The organism is Collinsella sp. CLA-ER-H4 (assembly GCF_040092395.1).
GTDB lineage: Bacteria > Actinomycetota > Coriobacteriia > Coriobacteriales > Coriobacteriaceae > Collinsella.
This window is the reverse complement of record NZ_JBBNLQ010000020.1, coordinates 1-17,181: the sequence shown is the minus strand read 5'-3', so window position 1 is coordinate 17,181 and position 17,181 is coordinate 1. Positions and strand designations below refer to the sequence as shown.

At 50.8% G+C, this 17,181-nt stretch carries 14 protein-coding genes and 1 pseudogene; 6 read left to right on the top strand and 9 right to left on the bottom strand.

Annotated elements, in window-relative coordinates; genetic code table 11:
- The 4 genes from AAAX34_RS09255 to rfbA all read right to left on the bottom strand — a co-directional run.
- A partial coding sequence (locus AAAX34_RS09255) for an NAD-dependent epimerase/dehydratase family protein (protein WP_349111034.1) occupies positions 1–166 on the bottom strand: 166 nt, incomplete at its 3' end.
- 75 nt (positions 167–241) lie between these two features.
- On the bottom strand, positions 242–1,216 hold the full coding sequence (locus AAAX34_RS09250; RefSeq protein ID WP_161116208.1) for a hypothetical protein: 975 nt from the start codon (positions 1,214–1,216) through the stop codon (positions 242–244).
- A gap of 9 nt (positions 1,217–1,225) precedes the next feature.
- Positions 1,226–1,663, bottom strand: a complete 438-nt coding sequence (locus AAAX34_RS09245) for a DUF4869 domain-containing protein (protein ID WP_117767274.1) — start codon at positions 1,661–1,663, stop codon at positions 1,226–1,228.
- 95 nt (positions 1,664–1,758) lie between these two features.
- Positions 1,759–2,658, bottom strand: a complete 900-nt coding sequence (rfbA, locus tag AAAX34_RS09240; protein WP_349111032.1) for a glucose-1-phosphate thymidylyltransferase RfbA — start codon at positions 2,656–2,658, stop codon at positions 1,759–1,761.
- A 581-nt stretch (positions 2,659–3,239) separates the two neighbouring features.
- On the opposite strand from rfbA, the gene AAAX34_RS09235 reads away from it, so the two are divergent.
- The 3 genes from AAAX34_RS09235 (at position 3,240) to AAAX34_RS09225 (ending at position 8,151) form a co-directional block, all read left to right on the top strand.
- Positions 3,240–3,665, top strand: a complete 426-nt coding sequence (locus tag AAAX34_RS09235) for a hypothetical protein (RefSeq protein ID WP_055252554.1) — start codon at positions 3,240–3,242, stop codon at positions 3,663–3,665.
- 801 nt (positions 3,666–4,466) lie between these two features.
- Positions 4,467–6,518 (top strand): glycosyltransferase family 2 protein, encoded by a 2,052-nt coding sequence (locus tag AAAX34_RS09230; RefSeq protein WP_349111030.1) that lies wholly within the window; start codon positions 4,467–4,469, stop codon positions 6,516–6,518.
- A 772-nt stretch (positions 6,519–7,290) separates the two neighbouring features.
- The gene (locus AAAX34_RS09225; protein ID WP_349111028.1) at positions 7,291–8,151 is read left to right on the top strand and encodes a transposase; all 861 of its coding nucleotides are present in this window, start codon (positions 7,291–7,293) and stop codon (positions 8,149–8,151) included.
- A 328-nt stretch (positions 8,152–8,479) separates the two neighbouring features.
- On the opposite strand, the gene AAAX34_RS09220 is transcribed toward AAAX34_RS09225, so the two are convergent.
- Complete coding sequence (locus AAAX34_RS09220) at positions 8,480–10,537, bottom strand: DUF2142 domain-containing protein (protein ID WP_349111027.1); 2,058 nt, start codon at positions 10,535–10,537, stop codon at positions 8,480–8,482.
- A gap of 39 nt (positions 10,538–10,576) precedes the next feature.
- Between AAAX34_RS09220 and AAAX34_RS09215 the strand changes: the two genes are divergently transcribed.
- Positions 10,577–10,933, top strand: a complete 357-nt coding sequence (locus AAAX34_RS09215) for a hypothetical protein (protein ID WP_349111026.1) — start codon at positions 10,577–10,579, stop codon at positions 10,931–10,933.
- A gap of 119 nt (positions 10,934–11,052) precedes the next feature.
- On the opposite strand, the gene AAAX34_RS09210 is transcribed toward AAAX34_RS09215, so the two are convergent.
- The 3 genes from AAAX34_RS09210 to AAAX34_RS09200 are packed head-to-tail and all read right to left on the bottom strand — an operon-like array spanning position 11,053 to position 12,949.
- A complete protein-coding gene (locus tag AAAX34_RS09210; RefSeq protein WP_117770621.1) occupies positions 11,053–11,373 on the bottom strand; it encodes a DUF2304 domain-containing protein in 321 nt (106 codons plus the stop codon).
- 7 nt (positions 11,374–11,380) lie between these two features.
- Entirely contained in the window at positions 11,381–12,088 is a 708-nt protein-coding gene (locus tag AAAX34_RS09205; RefSeq protein ID WP_349111024.1) for a glycosyltransferase family 2 protein, read from the bottom strand.
- 24 nt (positions 12,089–12,112) lie between these two features.
- The gene (locus tag AAAX34_RS09200; protein WP_349111022.1) at positions 12,113–12,949 is read right to left on the bottom strand and encodes a glycosyltransferase family A protein; all 837 of its coding nucleotides are present in this window, start codon (positions 12,947–12,949) and stop codon (positions 12,113–12,115) included.
- Positions 12,950–13,035: 86 nt separating this feature from the next.
- On the opposite strand from AAAX34_RS09200, the gene AAAX34_RS09195 reads away from it, so the two are divergent.
- A complete protein-coding gene (locus AAAX34_RS09195) occupies positions 13,036–14,262 on the top strand; it encodes a hypothetical protein (RefSeq protein WP_349111021.1) in 1,227 nt (408 codons plus the stop codon).
- Between the two features lie 290 nt (positions 14,263–14,552).
- Complete coding sequence (locus AAAX34_RS09190) at positions 14,553–15,542, top strand: glycosyltransferase family 8 protein (RefSeq protein ID WP_161160851.1); 990 nt, start codon at positions 14,553–14,555, stop codon at positions 15,540–15,542.
- 533 nt (positions 15,543–16,075) lie between these two features.
- Here AAAX34_RS09190 and AAAX34_RS09185 read toward each other — a convergent pair.
- Positions 16,076–17,181: pseudogene (locus AAAX34_RS09185) on the bottom strand (hypothetical protein); the annotation flags it as partial.

Here is a 17,181-nt window from a genome sequence, read left to right as displayed (position 1 = left end):
AGGGCAGCCCGGCGATGTTCTCGGGGTTGCCGGCGTAGGTCAGCTTGTCCAGGACGGTGACGTGGACGCCCGGGTGGTTGTTCACGACGTAGTGCACGAAGTTGCTGCCGATGAAGCCGCAGCCGCCAGTGACGATGATATTCTTGGGTTCGAAAATCTCAGACATGAAAATCCAATCTGAAGCATGTACAGCTTCTTTAGTATGCCGCAGGAAGTGACGCCGCGACGCTATTCAACAAAACTATCGGACATTTCGGCATGCGATAAGAGCCATAACCTTCGCAGAATTACCTCCTGTACAAAACGCCTCCGAAATGCAGTCTTTGTCGTAGTGAAAAACCGAATCCCCAGTTATTTCACGTAAGTACTTATAGAAGAAATCCTCCCAGCTTTTAAACTTCTCACTGTTTACAAAGGCTTCTGGGGTTTCCAAAACCGTCTTAACATCTAGCCCTGAAATTACGCCGGAGCTCAGTAGAAGCCACTCGAATGATTCGGGAAGACAAACCGTAACAGTATCGCGGTGAATGTCTTGCAGCTTAAGGACGCGGTCCGCATAGCACCCAAATGCCGCCCCGTCCGCGACAACAAACACGCGATCGTCGAGATGCTGATCCAACCAGCCCAAAATCGCGCTGTTCGTCATGGCCGAAGTACAGGTAAGCTCACTGTCAGCGAAATGCCGTTCAAAGAACTGGAAACCAGACTTACTGTCCTCGCATAGAAGGATAGAAAAGTCCTGTTTTGGCGCCGACCGGGAAATAGCATAACGATGATTCCCGCGATCTTGATAAACAGGCACGAAAGAATGGTATTTTCCGCTCGTCTTAATCTTGTAAATCTCATCCACGCTATACGGAAGATTGGGGAAATCAGCCCTTGAGATCAGCACGAAATAATTCGAGGAATACAGCACATGATGGGCAAACTCATCAGAATGGATCTCTTTTAAGCCCTCATCGACAAATACAATCGAGTCATGAACGGACGAAAGCTGGTTTCGCCAATCATAATCGGTCAGGGCGACACAGGGACAATCGCATTGCAAGGAAACGCCCGACTGCTCGCCCGTTCGCATGTAGTCTGCGACCATGTCAAACAGTGTCGTCTTACCCGTGCCACTATCGCCACGCACAATAGTGATGTTCCGCTTGATGGTAAATGTGTACTTAGTTCCCCTGCGGCGGGAAATCTTAACGAGATGCGAACCGTTCATAAGCAGTACCTACAGATACGGAATCGACTCGTGAATCAATTCGGCCATGTTGTGAACGATTCGGCCGCTATTCACGACTTTAATTTTAAAATCCTCGCGACCAAAGTCCATCACATGATAGAGATTCACAACAAGCTTGCGGTCTTTCGCCATGTCGAGAATCCACTTGGCACAGTTGTCACCACAGGTAGAAGCGTTAAAAATTTGCTTACGATCAAATCTCATAAGCAGCAGCGTTTTCACGCCACCAGAAAGCTGGAGTGGGGAGATGGATCCAAGCACAGGGCTTTCGATGACGTTTTCGGAGACAACATCCGATCGATCAACATCTTTAATTATCGAGACTGCATAGGGATCCGTAATCCAAGAAGACCGGTAAGAGTTTTTGAAATATGTCGCTGTGTTGTAAATCGCTTCTGGCATATCGCCAAAGTAGACGCTTAACACATCCACTCCCAATCATATTGTCTTTATGGTCAACGTAATCATAACGAAAGGGGCCACCAGATAAACGGTGACCCCTAAAAGAAAACAAGCTTGCGCTAGTACTCGCGCGGGCTGTTGACGATCTCGCCGGCGGCGACCTTCTTCAGGTGCCGCCCGTAGACCGACTTGCCGTAGGCCTTGGCGGCCTCCTCAAGCTCGGCGGTGGAGATCCAGCCGTTCTCCCAGGCGATCTCCTCGGGGACGGACACGGGAAGGTCCTGGGAGTGCTCCACGGCGCGGACGAACTCCGCGGCCTCGTGCAGGCTCTCCATGGTGCCGGTGTCCAGCCACGCGTAGCCGCGGCCGAGGGTCACCACGGACAGCGTCCCCTCCTCCAGGTACATCTGGTTGAGCGTTGTGATCTCCAGCTCGCCGCGGGGGGAGGGCTTGACCTCGTGCGCCTTGGCTGCCACGTCGCCCGGGTAGAAGTACAGGCCGGTGACGGCGTAGGAGCTCTTGGGTTCGGCGGGCTTCTCCTCGATGGAGACGGCCCTGCCCTCCCCGTCGAACTCCACGACGCCGAAGCGCTCGGGGTCGTCCACGTGGTAGCCGAAGACCGTGGCGCGGCCCGACTCGGCGTTCTGGACGGCGCGCGTCAGGTGGCGGGACAGGCCGTTGCCGTAGAAGATGTTGTCGCCGAGCACCAGCGCGCACGGCTCGCCGGCGATGAAGTCCTCGCCGATGGTGAAGGCCTGCGCAAGGCCGTCCGGCGAGGGCTGCTCGGCGTAGGACAGGTTCACGCCGTAGCGCGAGCCGTCCCCAAGCAGGCGCTCGAAGTTGGGCAGGTCGGTCGGGGTGGAGATGACCAGGATATCCCGGATGCCCGCCAGCATGAGGGTGCTAAGCGGGTAGTAGATCATGGGCTTGTCGTAGACCGGCAGCAGCTGCTTGCTGGTGACGAGCGTGAGCGGGTACAGGCGCGTGCCCGAGCCACCCGCGAGGATGATGCCTTTCATAGGTTGGACCTCCAGAGTTGGGCGTACACAGATGATATAAGTATACGCGAGGCCGAACCTAGGTTGCAGAGCTGCACAAAAGAAGGACGGAGAGAGCCAAGCATGCAGCCTCTTTGGTTCACGTCCTTACGGACCACAAGACTCCAACCATTGGACCATATTTGGTCCACTGCGCTGTTCAGTTAGCCATTGACACAAACACGCACTACAGGGTCGCGGACGAGCTGGATGAGGCGGTGGGCACATAACGGCGTGCGAGGTGACGGAGCGCCTCTACATCCACTCGTACCAAAACCTAGGAGACGGGGAGGTTGCTGGGGTCATTGAGCGAAGGGACGCCCTCTCGTCTCGAGGGACAGACCCCGAGGAGATATGGGCGAACTCGTTTGCCGCCGCGCTCCTCATGCCGGCACAGGTCGTAGCGAAACTCTGGGCGGGCAATTGTAGCATCGGTGAGATGACGGACATACTCGACGTATCCGTAACCGCCGTGGGCCATAGGGTGGAAAACCTTGGGCTGCGATAGCGCAGACCAGCGCGGAAGCAGGTCACCAAAAGGGACACAAGAGGCAATCGACCTCATGGGTTCGGCACAAAGGAGAGCAAACGTTTTCCCCATCGAAAGCGCCCATTTAGACGAGGTCAGGGTCGAATGCTCGAGCGAGGAGCGGGAACGGCGAGCCAAGGCGGCCCAGGCCGAGAGCGTGGTCAAGAGGATGGAGGCGGAGAACGACCTTCGGTCCGAACTCGGAAAGGCCGCGCTCAAGTGCGTCAAGTGGCAGCTGGTCGCATGCAACACCCTCGTCGTCGCGTACACCGCCCGTCTCATGTGGCTGCAGCGCGAAATCCCTACCGAGGTGATAATTTCCTGGATGGGCGCGACGACCGCCGAGATCATCGGAATACTCTGGGTGATAGCGAGGAGCCTGTTTCCGTTCCAGGACGAACACAGGTCCGCAGACCTGGAAAAGAGCGGCGGCGGCCGAATCGGCCACCCCAGGAGATAAGGGTCGCCCCAATGGCGGTTCTTTCTTTACGGAGGGGGCCGGGGGATTCGAACCCCCGGGCCTAGGACACACCTCGCACGTCACGTCAATCCGTTCGTTGGGCGCAGCCCCCGCCTAGGACCCTTGCAGCCCCTCCAACAAACAAGACAACTTTCATAATAACCCCCTTGAAGTCAATGGACCCGAAATGAGCAACGACTAGGAAGCAGAGCGCCGCGAGGACAATAACCTGAACCTCAACAGCGACAGAAAGCGTGATGTACGTAGATGTCCTCTTCGATGTTAACACAGCGGAACGGAGCGTCTGACGAACTCATAGCGACACATCTAAGAATGCCAGAAATCACGGAACTCCTCTCTGCATTTATAGCGAGACATGAAGTGAATAAGTACAATGAGCAGTGTCCAACAAACGAAAGGCAAACCATGCGAGTCGTAACAACCGGAGTATGCAGAGGAAACTGGAAAATCTACCAGCAACTTAAAATTGAAGGCATCCATGAAGCCTCCAGCGTAACAGCCCAAGCGACTACGGACGATAATCGCCGTCTACCTTTATCCCTTCTAAAGTTCGGGGACAATAGCGACGAATCGGACTCGTACGTTCTTGTAATCCCTGATCCCGATGTTCGCACTATCATAATCGAATTAAATGAAATTAATTCAGACGGTCGCACTATGAGCAGCGACTCTATTTCGCTCAATTGCAAGAACATAAAATGGGAGTCTCGTCTTAACTACAAAATAAAACCCGACATGTGCAGCAAACTTAGAAACTATGATAACGTTTCAGAGTTTGACATGGCAACGATTGATTTTTGGCAGTGTATCGAGGATTCAAACGAATATATCCTTAGGTGTACGGTAAGAACACCGTACCGCAGCGACTCGCAAATCAAGGTTCGCTGCCTCGATCGAACACTCAACGAAGTCAATTTGACTACCGTCGATTTCGGCTCAAATGTAACAAGCGTTGGATTCACTGCAGAGAAAAAACAGCTTGAAACGCAGCTCTCGATCCGAATGCCAAAAGCGTTTGATCGTTACTACTTTATTATTGACGATCAAAATCATCCTTCATTCAGCTCATTCGACTGTCTCACGCCCGATAAACTTGGCTTACTTCTAGAAGAAACCAACTTCCTTTTTACCCATGCACAGTTTGATCCTGAATACCCCGAATGGTTCACGGAGCATAAGGCAACCATTGGAGCATTGGAAAAGCAGAGAAAAATTGCCTTTACCGGCGCTCCGAAGTTCAGCATTATTGTCCCTCTTTACAACACGCCTATTCCGTTTTTTAACGATATGGCAGAATCCGTTAAGAGCCAGTCTTATGCAAACTGGGAGCTCATCCTAGTTAATGCAAGTCCAGACAATCAGGAACTAAAGGCTCGCGTTGAGCAGGAGACAGCCCGCGACAACAGAATTAAATCAATTACCCTTGCCGAGAATAAGGGCATTTCCGAAAACACAAATGCCGGAGTAGCCGCTGCTTCGGGCGATTTCGTCAGCTTCTTTGACCATGACGACATCCTTGAACCGGATCTGTTCTTCTCGTATGCCGAGGCAATTGAAAACAATGATAACGTTGATCTTCTTTATTGCGATGAAGACAAACTCATGCCCGATGGAAAGCTGGCACAGCCGTTCTTTAAACCGGATTTCAATATCGATTTACTCAGAAATAATAACTATATATGCCACATGCTTACCATCCGTAAGTCCCTTCTTGACACGCTGGAACCGAATACGAAAGAGTTCGATGGGGCTCAGGATCACAATTTGACTCTCCGGGCCGTGGAAAAGGCTAGAAACGTCCACCATGTTGCAAAAGTTCTATATCACTGGCGCTTAAGCGAAACGTCAACTGCGGCAAATGCCGACAGCAAACCTTATGCCACCATTGCGGGCATTAAGGCGGTTCAGAATCACCTCGACAGACTTGGGCTCAATGCAAAAGTTGAACAAGCGCGTCGTCCCTTTACATATAAAGTAACCTACGCCGTACCAGATTCCCATCCGCTCGTTTCAATCATCATTCCGACCAAAGATCACGCTAATATCCTCGATAACTGCATTACGTCAATTATCGAGAAATCAACATACGACAATTACGAGCTTGTGATAATCGAAAATAACAGCACGGAAAATGCGACGTTCGAGTATTACGATAAGTTACAAGCCAAATACCCTGATATCGTTCGCCTTGTTACCTGGGAGCACGAATTTAACTTTTCCAAGCTCATGAACTTTGGAGTGGCCCGCGCCAAGGGAAATTATCTCTTGCTGCTGAATAACGACACCGAAGTGATTACGCCCAATTGGATTGAAACTATGCTTGGCATCTGCGCACGCGAGGATGTTGGCGCAGTTGGTGCAAAACTCTACTATCCCGACAACACCATTCAACACGCTGGCCTATGCGTCACGGGCGGCGTGGCAGGACATCTCTGCCAAAGCATGCCAAAAGACAACTGGGGCTATTTTGCACTCAACGATGCGCAGCAAGATTTCAGCGCCGTCACGGCGGCTTGCATCATGACCAAACGAAGCGAATACGAAAAAGTCGGAGGTTTCACCGAAGAGCTTCAAGTCGCATTTAATGATGTTGACTTTTGCCTAAAGCTTCGCGAGATTAACGATCTGATTGTATACACGCCCGAAGTCGAGCTGTATCATTACGAGTCAATTTCTAGAGGCGTTGAAAACAACACAAACAAGCAGATTCGCTTCCACAAAGAGGTTGCGTACATGAATTATCGCTGGGCAAACTACTATGTCGAAGGCGATCCATATATAAACCCGAATTTCACCGTGGGAGAACCTGGAAATCGCTATTACCACTTGTGAGATCTAAATGCAGGGGAACAAATATGAGACTCTTTTCCGAGCTGGCTGAACGCAATCTCTTTTCGACATATGCGGCTGCTTTGGATTGGATTCTGAGTGACCATAAATTTAGCGTGAATCTATGGGATAACAAGAACAAAGTTCAGGCCTTCACCAAAGCCTTTCATAGGATGGAAGGAGTCTCTCAGGGTAGAGTCCACTACGAGCCGAAAAGGGGGACCACATTCCCACGACTCGGTGAATATCGACAGCATAAGTTGTTTACGTTCTATATCGCTAGGGGCAATTCCGAAGCGAGAGATCTAATTCGTCACATTCGAAATGGAATAGCTCATGGACATATTCATGTTCATGAGCTTGATGGCGAATTGATTGTCGAACTGCTCGATTTCGGGAAAGAGTCCAACCAGCCCGATCGCCAAACGGCATATATGGTTTTTCCTCTGAGGTTCCTGAATGACATTTTCGAGTTGTACCACCAAAAAGAACAGCAGTGGGTCCGAAATGTAAATCGCAAATAGCTTGCTTAGCTAAACAATCATTTAAGCGATTATTTCGGATAATCTTGTTTTCCAGACCGTCTAGTAAGGTGATTATTACGCGGTGTGAGCACCGATTGCGTGCCGAATGTTGGTGTAAGGGGCCGCTTCCCTGACCGTAAATAGCAGGAAGCGGCTATCGCCTAGAATTTGAATTGCTTAGGTTCAGATTCACGGAAAGGCGATAACCGCATATTGACAAGATACACGAGATTGCCGGCGACGGCGCCCTCATGCCGAGATTCGATGACGGCATTGTCAACATGTCCGAGCTCATCAGGGCGATGGCCGAGTCGCTGGTCAACGAGATCATGGACGCCCAGGCCGACGACGCCTGCGAGGCCAGCAACCGGCGAAACGGCTACCGCGAGCGCAAGCTCGCCACAAGCGTGGGCACTATCAGCCTCAGGATACCGAAGCTGCGCTCGGGAACGTACTTCTCCGAGGACCTGATCAGCCGATACTCGCGCGTGGACCGCGCGGTGAGATCGGCGGTTTCCGAGATGGTCGCCAACGGAGTGTCGACCAGGAAGGTGAAGCGCGTGGCGCAGTCCATGGGCATAGACCGCATGAGCGCCAGCCAGGTGTCGAGGATGTGCTCGTCGCTGGACGAGTCGGTCGCCGACCTACAGGAACGGGATTTGTCGGACGTCAGCTACCCCTACATCTGGCTCGACGCCACCTACATCAAGCGCAGGGACGCAGGACGCGTGCAGTCGACCGCGCTCGTGACCGCCATCGACACGGAGACCTATGACGGCTGGAAGTCGTTCCTGCTTTCGCTGCGCGCACGCGGGATCGACGGCGTCATCTGCGTCACCAGCGACGCCCATGAGGGGCTCAAGCGCGCCATCCAGGAGGTCTTCCCCGGCGCCGCGCGGCAGCGCTGCATCGTGCACCTGATGCGCAACGCCGCCGGCAACGACCAGGCAGAAGAGGGGCGCCGTGCTGGGCATCCGGAAGGCCGTGTTCGCCGAGCGCGACACCAAGCTCGTGCACGGGCTGTACCAGCTGGCCACCGAGCAGATAGAGGGCTTCTGCCCCAAGGCAGCCGAAGTTCTGGTCATGTCTGCGGTCGATCAGCTCGAGCATGAACCGGCGCTGTTCCTTGCTGAGCGGGTCGAGGAGCCATTCGGCTATCACTTCGGGCTCTGTGCCGCGTGCATTGAGGATCTCGAAGATGGTGGAGGAATCTTCATCGCTCGTAGATGTGATTTCTCGTAAGAAGCGTTAATGACTGCGTTCCGAAACGCCAACAGTTCTTCGTCGTCCAAGGTCTCGCCCAGCTGGAAGAGCTCGAACCAATGTAGGAAGTCACTGAGCCTGGAAGCCTAGCGCTTCCAAGATTCCTGCCTCACCCCGATTGCTTGACCCCATCGTTTTTAGACACTGAAAAATGAACTGCAATAAGAAACGGTATCGCTACCAACCAATCACACAACACAGGGACGCAAAGAAAGACATCAGAATCATAGCTACAGGAGGAATGACGGGAGAAAAATTAAAACGCTGCGACACACAATCAATTCGGGCCCGAGGTGCACACAAAGAAATGAACGCCGGAACAAGCACCGGTATCAAATATCTCGGTTGCACACCTGCGACCGAAGTGTCGCCAACGGGCGTGTAACCGACATAAAGCGCCGTGCACACCAAAGAGACACTTGCGACAACAAGCGCAAGGGTCCACATACGAAGGACAGGTGTTACAGGGTTTTTAGAGGAATCACCTTCGACATTAAAGGCGCTCGTATAAATACAGAGAAAGGGCAGAGTGGAAAGAAATGGAAGCGATACTGCAACATTGCCCATATAAGCATATGAAAGAGAGTAGTCATTCGATGAAGCGGGCGCGAGCAGATTGACCATAAAACTGAATAACGTACCGAGGAAGTTTATCGGATTATTCAGAATGTAGCGTATTTGTCCTATTCCACTGACCCCCTCGCCTCCCCTCACATCTCCCGCCTGCACAGCGGGGGAAAACAGCATCGGTAAGGTAAAGCTACACACCATTAGGGTGCCGAACAAAATCACCAAAGCCACATATAACTTCCGTTGCTTCGAATTTTTAAATTTCGAAGCAGGCATGAACAGCATCATTCCAATTAACGGAAAATAAACAGCTTTTGCAGACAAGCCCAAAAAGAAACACGCTGTAATTGCGAAAACGCTTAATGGCGTCAACCTCTCATCCGGCTTCGACAACTCCCTTAGAACCAAAGCAACTGCAAGCAATAAGAAGCAAGTCACCCACGGATCATAAGAATAGTTCGAAGCAAGATAGACAGCATAAGGAAGTAGGGCAACCGTCGCAATCAAAGATTTCCATTTCGGAATATAGAGGATTGCAATGGCAGTCACGACAACATAAGCGAAAAGGTTGAACAGCCTTCCCAAGGCAAAACACGTAAGCAATGGAAGGGACAACAACCTCCCCAACCAAAGACCGAGAGCACAGGGAATATAAGCAATGGTCGAAATGTTCCTCAATGATTCACCGGTCACCGCAGCCACAAAACCAGAGGAACTATAAACTTCCCCTGAAGCTATCTGGGACAAATGGAGGTCATTCAGATCCATCTCCGAGTCATGCACCTCATCAAACTGAAGACTGTTATTTTCCACCCATGGAACCGCAACTAATTCAATTTCAGACTCGGTGAAGACGGGATCCCCCATATAGGACAGGCCCAGAGAACGAGCGTAATGAATCTGATCGTCCGGAGAAACAGCAGTGAGGTTCGGTAAGGCTGAAATCAAAAAACAGCCTAGCGAAAGCGCGGCGATGGAGAAGGAGGCTACGGTCTTGTATAGACCCGGTTTCACAATAAACCAAGGAGCGACACCTAGAATAATCACAATGCAGAGGTGAACAGTATGCACAAAGTATGCTCCAAGAAACGGCATCAGTACAGTGGACGCAACCGCCAACAGACCATTTACGGATAGAACGACTATGCACAAAACAACGATGCCCAGAACAGGGTTTGCAGCAAAAAATGCACGCACTCTTCCCTTGTTGGCCAAAGCGGGCTTTTTCACGGCGAGCAAGATAAAGGAGCTGCTGATAAATACAGCAAAGAAAAGAAGTACTAATTCTTTTTTACTCCAATCCATTATAGATAGCACGGACCTCCCTGGCGTACCCAGCACGGTTCCAGCTTCAAGTAATATAGACAAAAGAGCCGAAAATGCGCAGACACTCAAGGCAAGACGAGGAGAAGCCTTTCCGAACAGTGTGCTTCGCTCGGAGGCAAGATAAAACCAAGCAAGAACCGCTAAACAAGCAAATAACGCAAGCTCCATGCACCAATAAAAGATTGCCGCCGTGACGTCATAGAGAACAAACAGTACTGCACCCGAGATAGCAAGCAGCACAAAGCACACAAGCGGAAGCGCGCTCAACCGATGCCCATCGGAACGTCTCCGTATTTGCGTCTTAACCATTTGAGCATGGCCGTGAACATTCGGAATCATCAAATCGTCTCCTGTCTGAATCTAAACTATGACCGTACGATGAGCATCAAAGAACACGACGGCAGAACCGATAGCGATACCCATTTTCAACAAGGCGGCCATCCCTCCCGCAACCAGAGCCGAACACCGTCTGCTGTCTGCTCAGCAGTCTCTTACTATTTCCTTCTCGATAATCGCAAGCCGCTGAGTCAGATTCTTTATGTTTGCTGCTTGTTTCGTCGCGATTACGCTAAGCATCGGCAAAAACGCAAGGAGAAGAAACAGGCCAAGGAAGAACACAAAATTCGTGGTCAAAACGGAACCGAACAAATCGCCAATTGCACCAATGAAACCGGAGGAAATCGCAGCGATGAGGATTACCACCGACAAAGAAAGCCAGAAAAAGGAATAGCGTAAGGACAACTTGCCCTTGGATACGAGACGGATCACGCAGACGAAGAACACAATCGCAACAATGCGAGGAAGAGACACGGTCTCTCCTTTCAAGGGGCGAACGAATAATTGATATGACAAATTTAACGAAGCGCCTGCTCCTCAACAAGCTGGTTAATCCTCCGACGCAGCTTCGAGATGCTCACCGTGTTACTGAACTCTCGATACAGGAGCAATACAATCACGTAGAGGAACACGAAGTTTGCCGGGCTCTCAAATCCCAAAAGTGAAGACAGCCAAAAGGCAACTTGAGGGAAAGCGGCCAGCACAACGAAACTGAAGGCGAAGAAAAGCCAGAACACAGAATCCAGCACCTCAATCTGCGCTTTTCTCAGCTTCCTGATGACAAAATACAAAACCAAAAGCGCCCCGAGCAGGAGGACGGCCCTAAGCACAATAGACACTGTTCAATCACCTAAACCACTGAACGAAGAGAATGGAGATGCAAGCGCGAGCCATATAGGCAATCGATTTAGGGATGTTCAAATAGCTCTCCCCTGCCTGCCTCTCACGCATCTCAACCTGAACTTCACGAACCTTAGCACCCTTCTTAATCAGGTACGAAATAGACTCGGGCTCTGGGTTCAAAGAGTCGTCGTTTGCAAAACGCTCAATCATCTTCCTGTTAAACATGCGCATGCCAGAAGTCGGATCTGCGACTCGCTTGCCGGTAGTGAGCTTGATCGCAACCGTAATGATGCGCGAGCCGAGCATGCGTGCAGAAACCCCTTTGCACCTGTTTACAAAGCGCGAGCCGATAACAATGTCGGCGTCCTCGGCGATCGCAAGGTCGAGCATCTTGGACATATACTCCGGGCAATGTTGGCCGTCTGCATCAAACTGCAAGGCATAGTCATACCCATTGCGCAGCGCGTACTTCATCCCCGTCTGGAATCCAACTGTAAGACCAGAATTGACCGGAAGAGTGACATGATTGTAGCCACGGTCGAGACAGATTTGCTCAGTTGCATCCTTGGAACCGTCGTTTACCACGAGATAATCAATATCGGGCACAACAGAAACAAGCTCGTCAACTGTTCTCTCTAGAGATTCTTCCTCGTTATACGCTGGCACAATTACCAACACTTTTTTACTATTCAACATCCGCCAATCTCTCATAGACAACTCAACAAGAACTCGCCGCTACAATTGGTTGCTCTCCTGTCCTCGGCGATAGAATTTAAACAACAGCCTCGCAATAAAAGAAGGCCAAAACCGCTCGAGCATCGCGAGGTCCTCCTTTTCTCGCGTGTCATCCTTAATTAAGGCAGATGTCTCAGATTCTTGATGAATACGGTGGTGCATCAACACCTTGGAATCATAGTAAAAAGCACCAGGCAGCTTTGAAAAGCGCTCCCATGCCGCCCAATCGAGATTCGAGCGGAATTCTGCAATAAACGGAGGCATAGGCAACTTGCTCATATTCAACGTTACGGACGGGCAACAAATTGCAGATCCACAAGACAGAATTCTCCTACGCATCCATCTGGAGGTAGCAAATCTTCCGTCCCTAACGGGAGTAAGCATCAGGCGTTTGATTCGAAGTAGCTGGTTATCGTCAACCTTGGCACCATTCCTCAACTCACCATAGTTGGTAAAGAAGATGAGCAGATTGTCCATCTTATTCGCAGCAGTTAGAAGATGAGCCGCGTACTCAGGCTCATAGGTATCGTCCTGGTGCGCAACGGTGACAAGAGAAGTGTCAGCGCAACTTACTGCGTAATTCCAATCATCAGCGATCCCAGGATTTCCGTCCCGAACGTACAACTTAACGGAGTATCGCTTAGCAAGCTCACGCGTTGCATCGCACGGAGTCGAAGTGGCAATCAACACGTTGGTCTTTACAGTCTGCGCAAGCAAGGATTGAAGGCACTCTTCAAGAAAGGGGCTCTCTTTGTACGCGCAGAGCGCAAAGGTATGGTCAGAGGGACCAAATGTCATGAATCGCTCCCATTTAATCGTATAGGCATGCCTGTTCATTATACGTTCACCTTTGCACTCGTTGAAAAGGGCACTAAAATTACTAAGGTCTTTCGAACGAACGCTTCGCACGAGAAGGGAGCTGCATGCCCAACGTCCCCGCACCCTTGAGCACGAAAAAGAACGCGCTCTGGAACGCCGCTGGTTGCATTTTTTACCTTGGATGCCAGTGGCTTACAACCGTCCTGGTCGTTGTTCTGTCGACCGACTACAACAATTCCGGAGCGCTTGCATTTGCCATGTCCGTTGGCAGCATGTTTGCCTCCATCAGCCTATATAAAATGAGGACCTACCAGGTTTCCGACATTTCCTGCGAGCATTCCGCAAAAGACTATATTGGCTTTCGCTTCGTATCGATCTTATTCAGCTTGATCATGAGCTGCATCTACGTCGCTGCGATCAGCGACAACGTTTCCTTCCTGATCGCCACTTTTGTATTCCTCGTTTTTAAAATCGATGAGACCTTTGTCGACGTGCTCTACGGAGTCGACCAAAAGGGACAGCGCATGGACTACATCGGCAAATCCCAGTTCATGCGTGGAGTGCTATCCCTCGTCGGCTTCGTCGCCCCACTTGTAACGATCCACTCGCTGCCCGCCGCGATCATCGGCATGGCGTTTTGTTGCATGCTCGTGACCCTCTTCTACGATCTCCCCCACGCAAGACGATTTGGGGATATCAAGCCCAGCTTCGCTCACGAACATCTTGTCGAACTCGGAAAAGCATGTCTTATGCCGACAATCGCCAATTTCTTAGCAACGTCCATCGTTTCCATTGTCCGTCAACGCTACGGCGTTCTTGCCGGACAAGAACTCCTAGGAATTTACGCCAGCATCGCGACTCCCGCAGTTCTTATACAGGCAGGCGCGACGTATCTCTACAGTCCACTTATTGGCACCCTAGCACACTCTTTGCAAAATGGGGGCGCAACAGCTTTCAAGAAGAGCTTCTTCAAGGTATTCGGCTTGCTCTTTGCATGCATGGCAATAGTTACGATCGGATTCTCATTCGTTGGTGGTCACCTGCTCGAACTCGTTTACGGAAACAAAATCGAGTCCTATATGTGGATATTCCCATATGTTCTTGGAGCCACAACGTCAATCGCCATCCTGCTCTACGTAAACGACTCCCTCCTCATTATGCGCGACGGAGTCACCCAGATTGTCATCAACGCTCTTGCATTTGCCGTCATCGTCCTTACGGCGGACCACCTTATCACCGCCTTCGACATGAACGGCATCAACGTTGCCATTATTGCCGCATGCGTTCCCGCAGCGGTTACGGGTGCCATCAGAATTGCCACGAGCAAATAGGCTTCGTCGTCCGCCCCTCCCAACATACCGCCGCAAGCCGCTCCCTTAGCCACACGGGCACTTCGCTCGAAACACACCTAAATGCTGGCAGCATTTGATTGCACTGGAGACACACACGTATGGCTTCAGGAGTGGTTGTGTGAAGGGCGCGAGAGGGTGGACGTTGGTCTAACCGTGACGACGCAGGTTTGTTGTGTTCGGAGTTTGGTGGATGGTCCTCCGAGTCCATGGTGACTATATTCCCTTTCTTTGTTAGAATCATAGCTTGTTAATAATGCTTTGGAGAACAGATGAATATTCTATATACGGTCAATGAGGCATTTGTACCGCAGCTTGCAGCTTCAGTTGCTTCTGTTTGTGAGAACTCGTCTCCCGATGACGCAATCCACTTTTTCGTGTTCTGCGACAAGGTGTCACAGACGTCGAAAGAGACGCTGCGTTCTTTTTTGAATAAGTATTGTGTCGAGATTGATTTTATTGATATCGATGGTTTCATGGATGCTGGCTGCATTGACTTTGATACGCAGGGTTGGAATGAAATCGTACTCTCTAGGCTGCTGTTGGCAAGGTTTTTGGGCAGCGATATTCAACGCGTTCTGTATCTTGACGCAGACACAATGGTCAGGGGGAGCCTCAAGGAGCTCTGGGACGCTCCGCTGAATGAGCGCGGCTGCATAATTGGTGCATGTCCTGAGCCAACTGTATCGCCGAAACGCATGAAGGCCCTTGGACATGGAGGTAAGCCGTACTTTAATGCCGGAGTCCTTTTGATTGACCTTGAGTCCTGGCGTAGTAATGAGATTGAAAAGCAGCTTCTAGAGTGTCTGAAAGAGCGGGGAGCCGAGCTTTTTGCGAACGATCAGGATGCGATAAATCTTGTCCTTGATGACCGAATCATGCCTCTTCCAGTAAAGTATAATTATTGCAACTCCTTCTATTATTATCCGCTTTCGATGTTGAAACGGGTCTCCCCTTGGTTCGATCCGGACCCACGCCTGTATTCCGAGTGGATAAGCAACCCCGTTATCGTGCATTTCCTTGGCGAGGACCGTCCTTGGAGATTGGGCAACACGCATAGGTATTCAAATGAGTATCTCCAGAACCTCTCTTTGACTCCATGGAAGGGGCAAGGCATGGAAGATGGATGGCATTTCTACTATGCCGCTTGGTCTCTTTTCAATATGCTGACCGGTCCTTTCCCAATGTTTAGATACCGCCTTATTACAAATATGATTCCCTCTGTTATGAGGCTGCGCGCAAGAGGTAGGAGGAATCGCTGATGGCGGGACATTTAGACCGCACTTCTGAGGCTACTCCTGTTACGGAAGAGCTATCAGTTAAACAGAATATGGTTTGATATTCAAGGTTGCAGATTCGTGCACATTACAGTAGTGAACAAATGTTCAGGGCGAGCCACGATTGATGTATACTCAAGTTGAGCATGGGACGCATCTGGCAGCGCCCTCCGCCGTTTAGCTTTCGTGGCGCTTTCGCGCCATACGACAGCCGTCTCGACATGGGCGGCTGTCGTTATATTACGGGCCTAGAGCCCGCTACTTGCTCAGAATGGCCTCTGTCTATTTCATACGTTTTGTTTACTATTATTTTCAGCCGATAATTCTGATCCCAAAGTATTCTGTGCTTATATATAATTGGTGATTGCTGTAATCTTTAGCGGTAATAACACTTCTTGACATCTCCTATGAAAGACTGTCAGAAATTCTCAACAATATAAGATTAAATAAATAGCCAAAAAACTAGAGCCGATATGCAACTAAATTTGCATATCGGCTCTAGAACGTCTGCACACCCATTACATGCACAAAACATCAAGGACAATTGCATTTAAGCCTTCGCCATAACCTTTACCAGGAACAGCCCAACGTCCATTTAGGTCCGTCGTCTTGGGAGCACACCCACGGGAAACAAGATTAAAGCGTGGGTCAATACACGGATTATTCAAAGGCTCAGTTGTTGCGTACGCTTTTAAATGCTGCGTCTGAACCCTAAGCCCTTCTCTAACGGAAGAAAAAGTATATCCGGGATTTCCAGGGCCAGTGGCTCCAACACCACCGAAATTGCACTGGTTTGCCTGGACCAAATTTCCGAATCTTAAATAGCCCGTCTCTTTCATGACTTGAGCATATAAAACTTCAGGACATACTCCCTCAAATGAGGCTTCTTCGTAAAGAATCTTACAAAACTCATCAATAGAGGCGCTGCCTTTGCTTTTATACACGCTTGTTGGATAAGTTTGCTTACCAACAGTCCTACTGTAATGAGCGGCAGCATCCTCGTAAGAAGTGAAAGACGAGGACATTATATAGCCCTCAAATCCGGTCATGCTCGAACCATTACGGTGCTCTTTCATCCCATATTCGAGATAGTGGCAATAATACGCTTTTAAATTACTTCCGTAAGCCTTTCTAAGATCGAGATATCTCGTTTTATAACTATAAACGTCGAACGCCTCGGAGCCGCGGCGGCCCTCCGACATGCCGTAGTTGATGAAGTGCCGCAGGACGGCCGAGTCGTCGACCATAGTCACGCCGCCGTAGGTCGACTTGGTGAAGGCCTTCTCGACGTCTCCGTTGCGGGAGAGGTAGTACTCGGGGTCGTAGACGGGAGCGTAGTCCACGCCGCCCGCCTTGGTTGCGGCGCCCTTGAGCTTCGAGCAGCCGGTAGCGTGGCGCCCCTCCTTCTTGCCGTACATAAGGTAGTGCGAGTAGTAGCTGGCGAGGTCGGTGCCAAAGGCGGCGCGGAGATCGGGGTACTCATTGTAGTAGCTCTGCACGTCGAACGCCTCGGAGCCGCGGCGGCCCTCCGACATGCCGTAGTTGATGAAGTGCCGCAGGACGGCCGAGTCGTCGACCATAGTCACGCCGCCGTAGGTCGACTTGGTGAAGGCCTTCTCGACGT

Coding starts and splice junctions, on each gene's coding strand:
- AAAX34_RS09250 (WP_161116208.1), bottom strand. CDS start 1,216: ATGAACGGTTCGCATCTCGTTAAGATTTCCCGCCGCAGGGGAACTAAG.
- rfbA (WP_349111032.1), bottom strand. CDS start 2,658: ATGAAAGGCATCATCCTCGCGGGTGGCTCGGGCACGCGCCTGTACCCG.
- AAAX34_RS09235 (WP_055252554.1), top strand. CDS start 3,240: ATGGGTTCGGCACAAAGGAGAGCAAACGTTTTCCCCATCGAAAGCGCC.
- AAAX34_RS09230 (WP_349111030.1), top strand. CDS start 4,467: ATGGCAACGATTGATTTTTGGCAGTGTATCGAGGATTCAAACGAATAT.
- AAAX34_RS09225 (WP_349111028.1), top strand. CDS start 7,291: ATGCCGAGATTCGATGACGGCATTGTCAACATGTCCGAGCTCATCAGG.
- AAAX34_RS09220 (WP_349111027.1), bottom strand. CDS start 10,537: ATGATTCCGAATGTTCACGGCCATGCTCAAATGGTTAAGACGCAAATA.
- AAAX34_RS09215 (WP_349111026.1), top strand. CDS start 10,577: ATGAGCATCAAAGAACACGACGGCAGAACCGATAGCGATACCCATTTT.
- AAAX34_RS09205 (WP_349111024.1), bottom strand. CDS start 12,088: ATGAGAGATTGGCGGATGTTGAATAGTAAAAAAGTGTTGGTAATTGTG.
- AAAX34_RS09200 (WP_349111022.1), bottom strand. CDS start 12,949: ATGAACAGGCATGCCTATACGATTAAATGGGAGCGATTCATGACATTT.
- AAAX34_RS09195 (WP_349111021.1), top strand. CDS start 13,036: ATGCCCAACGTCCCCGCACCCTTGAGCACGAAAAAGAACGCGCTCTGG.
- AAAX34_RS09190 (WP_161160851.1), top strand. CDS start 14,553: ATGAATATTCTATATACGGTCAATGAGGCATTTGTACCGCAGCTTGCA.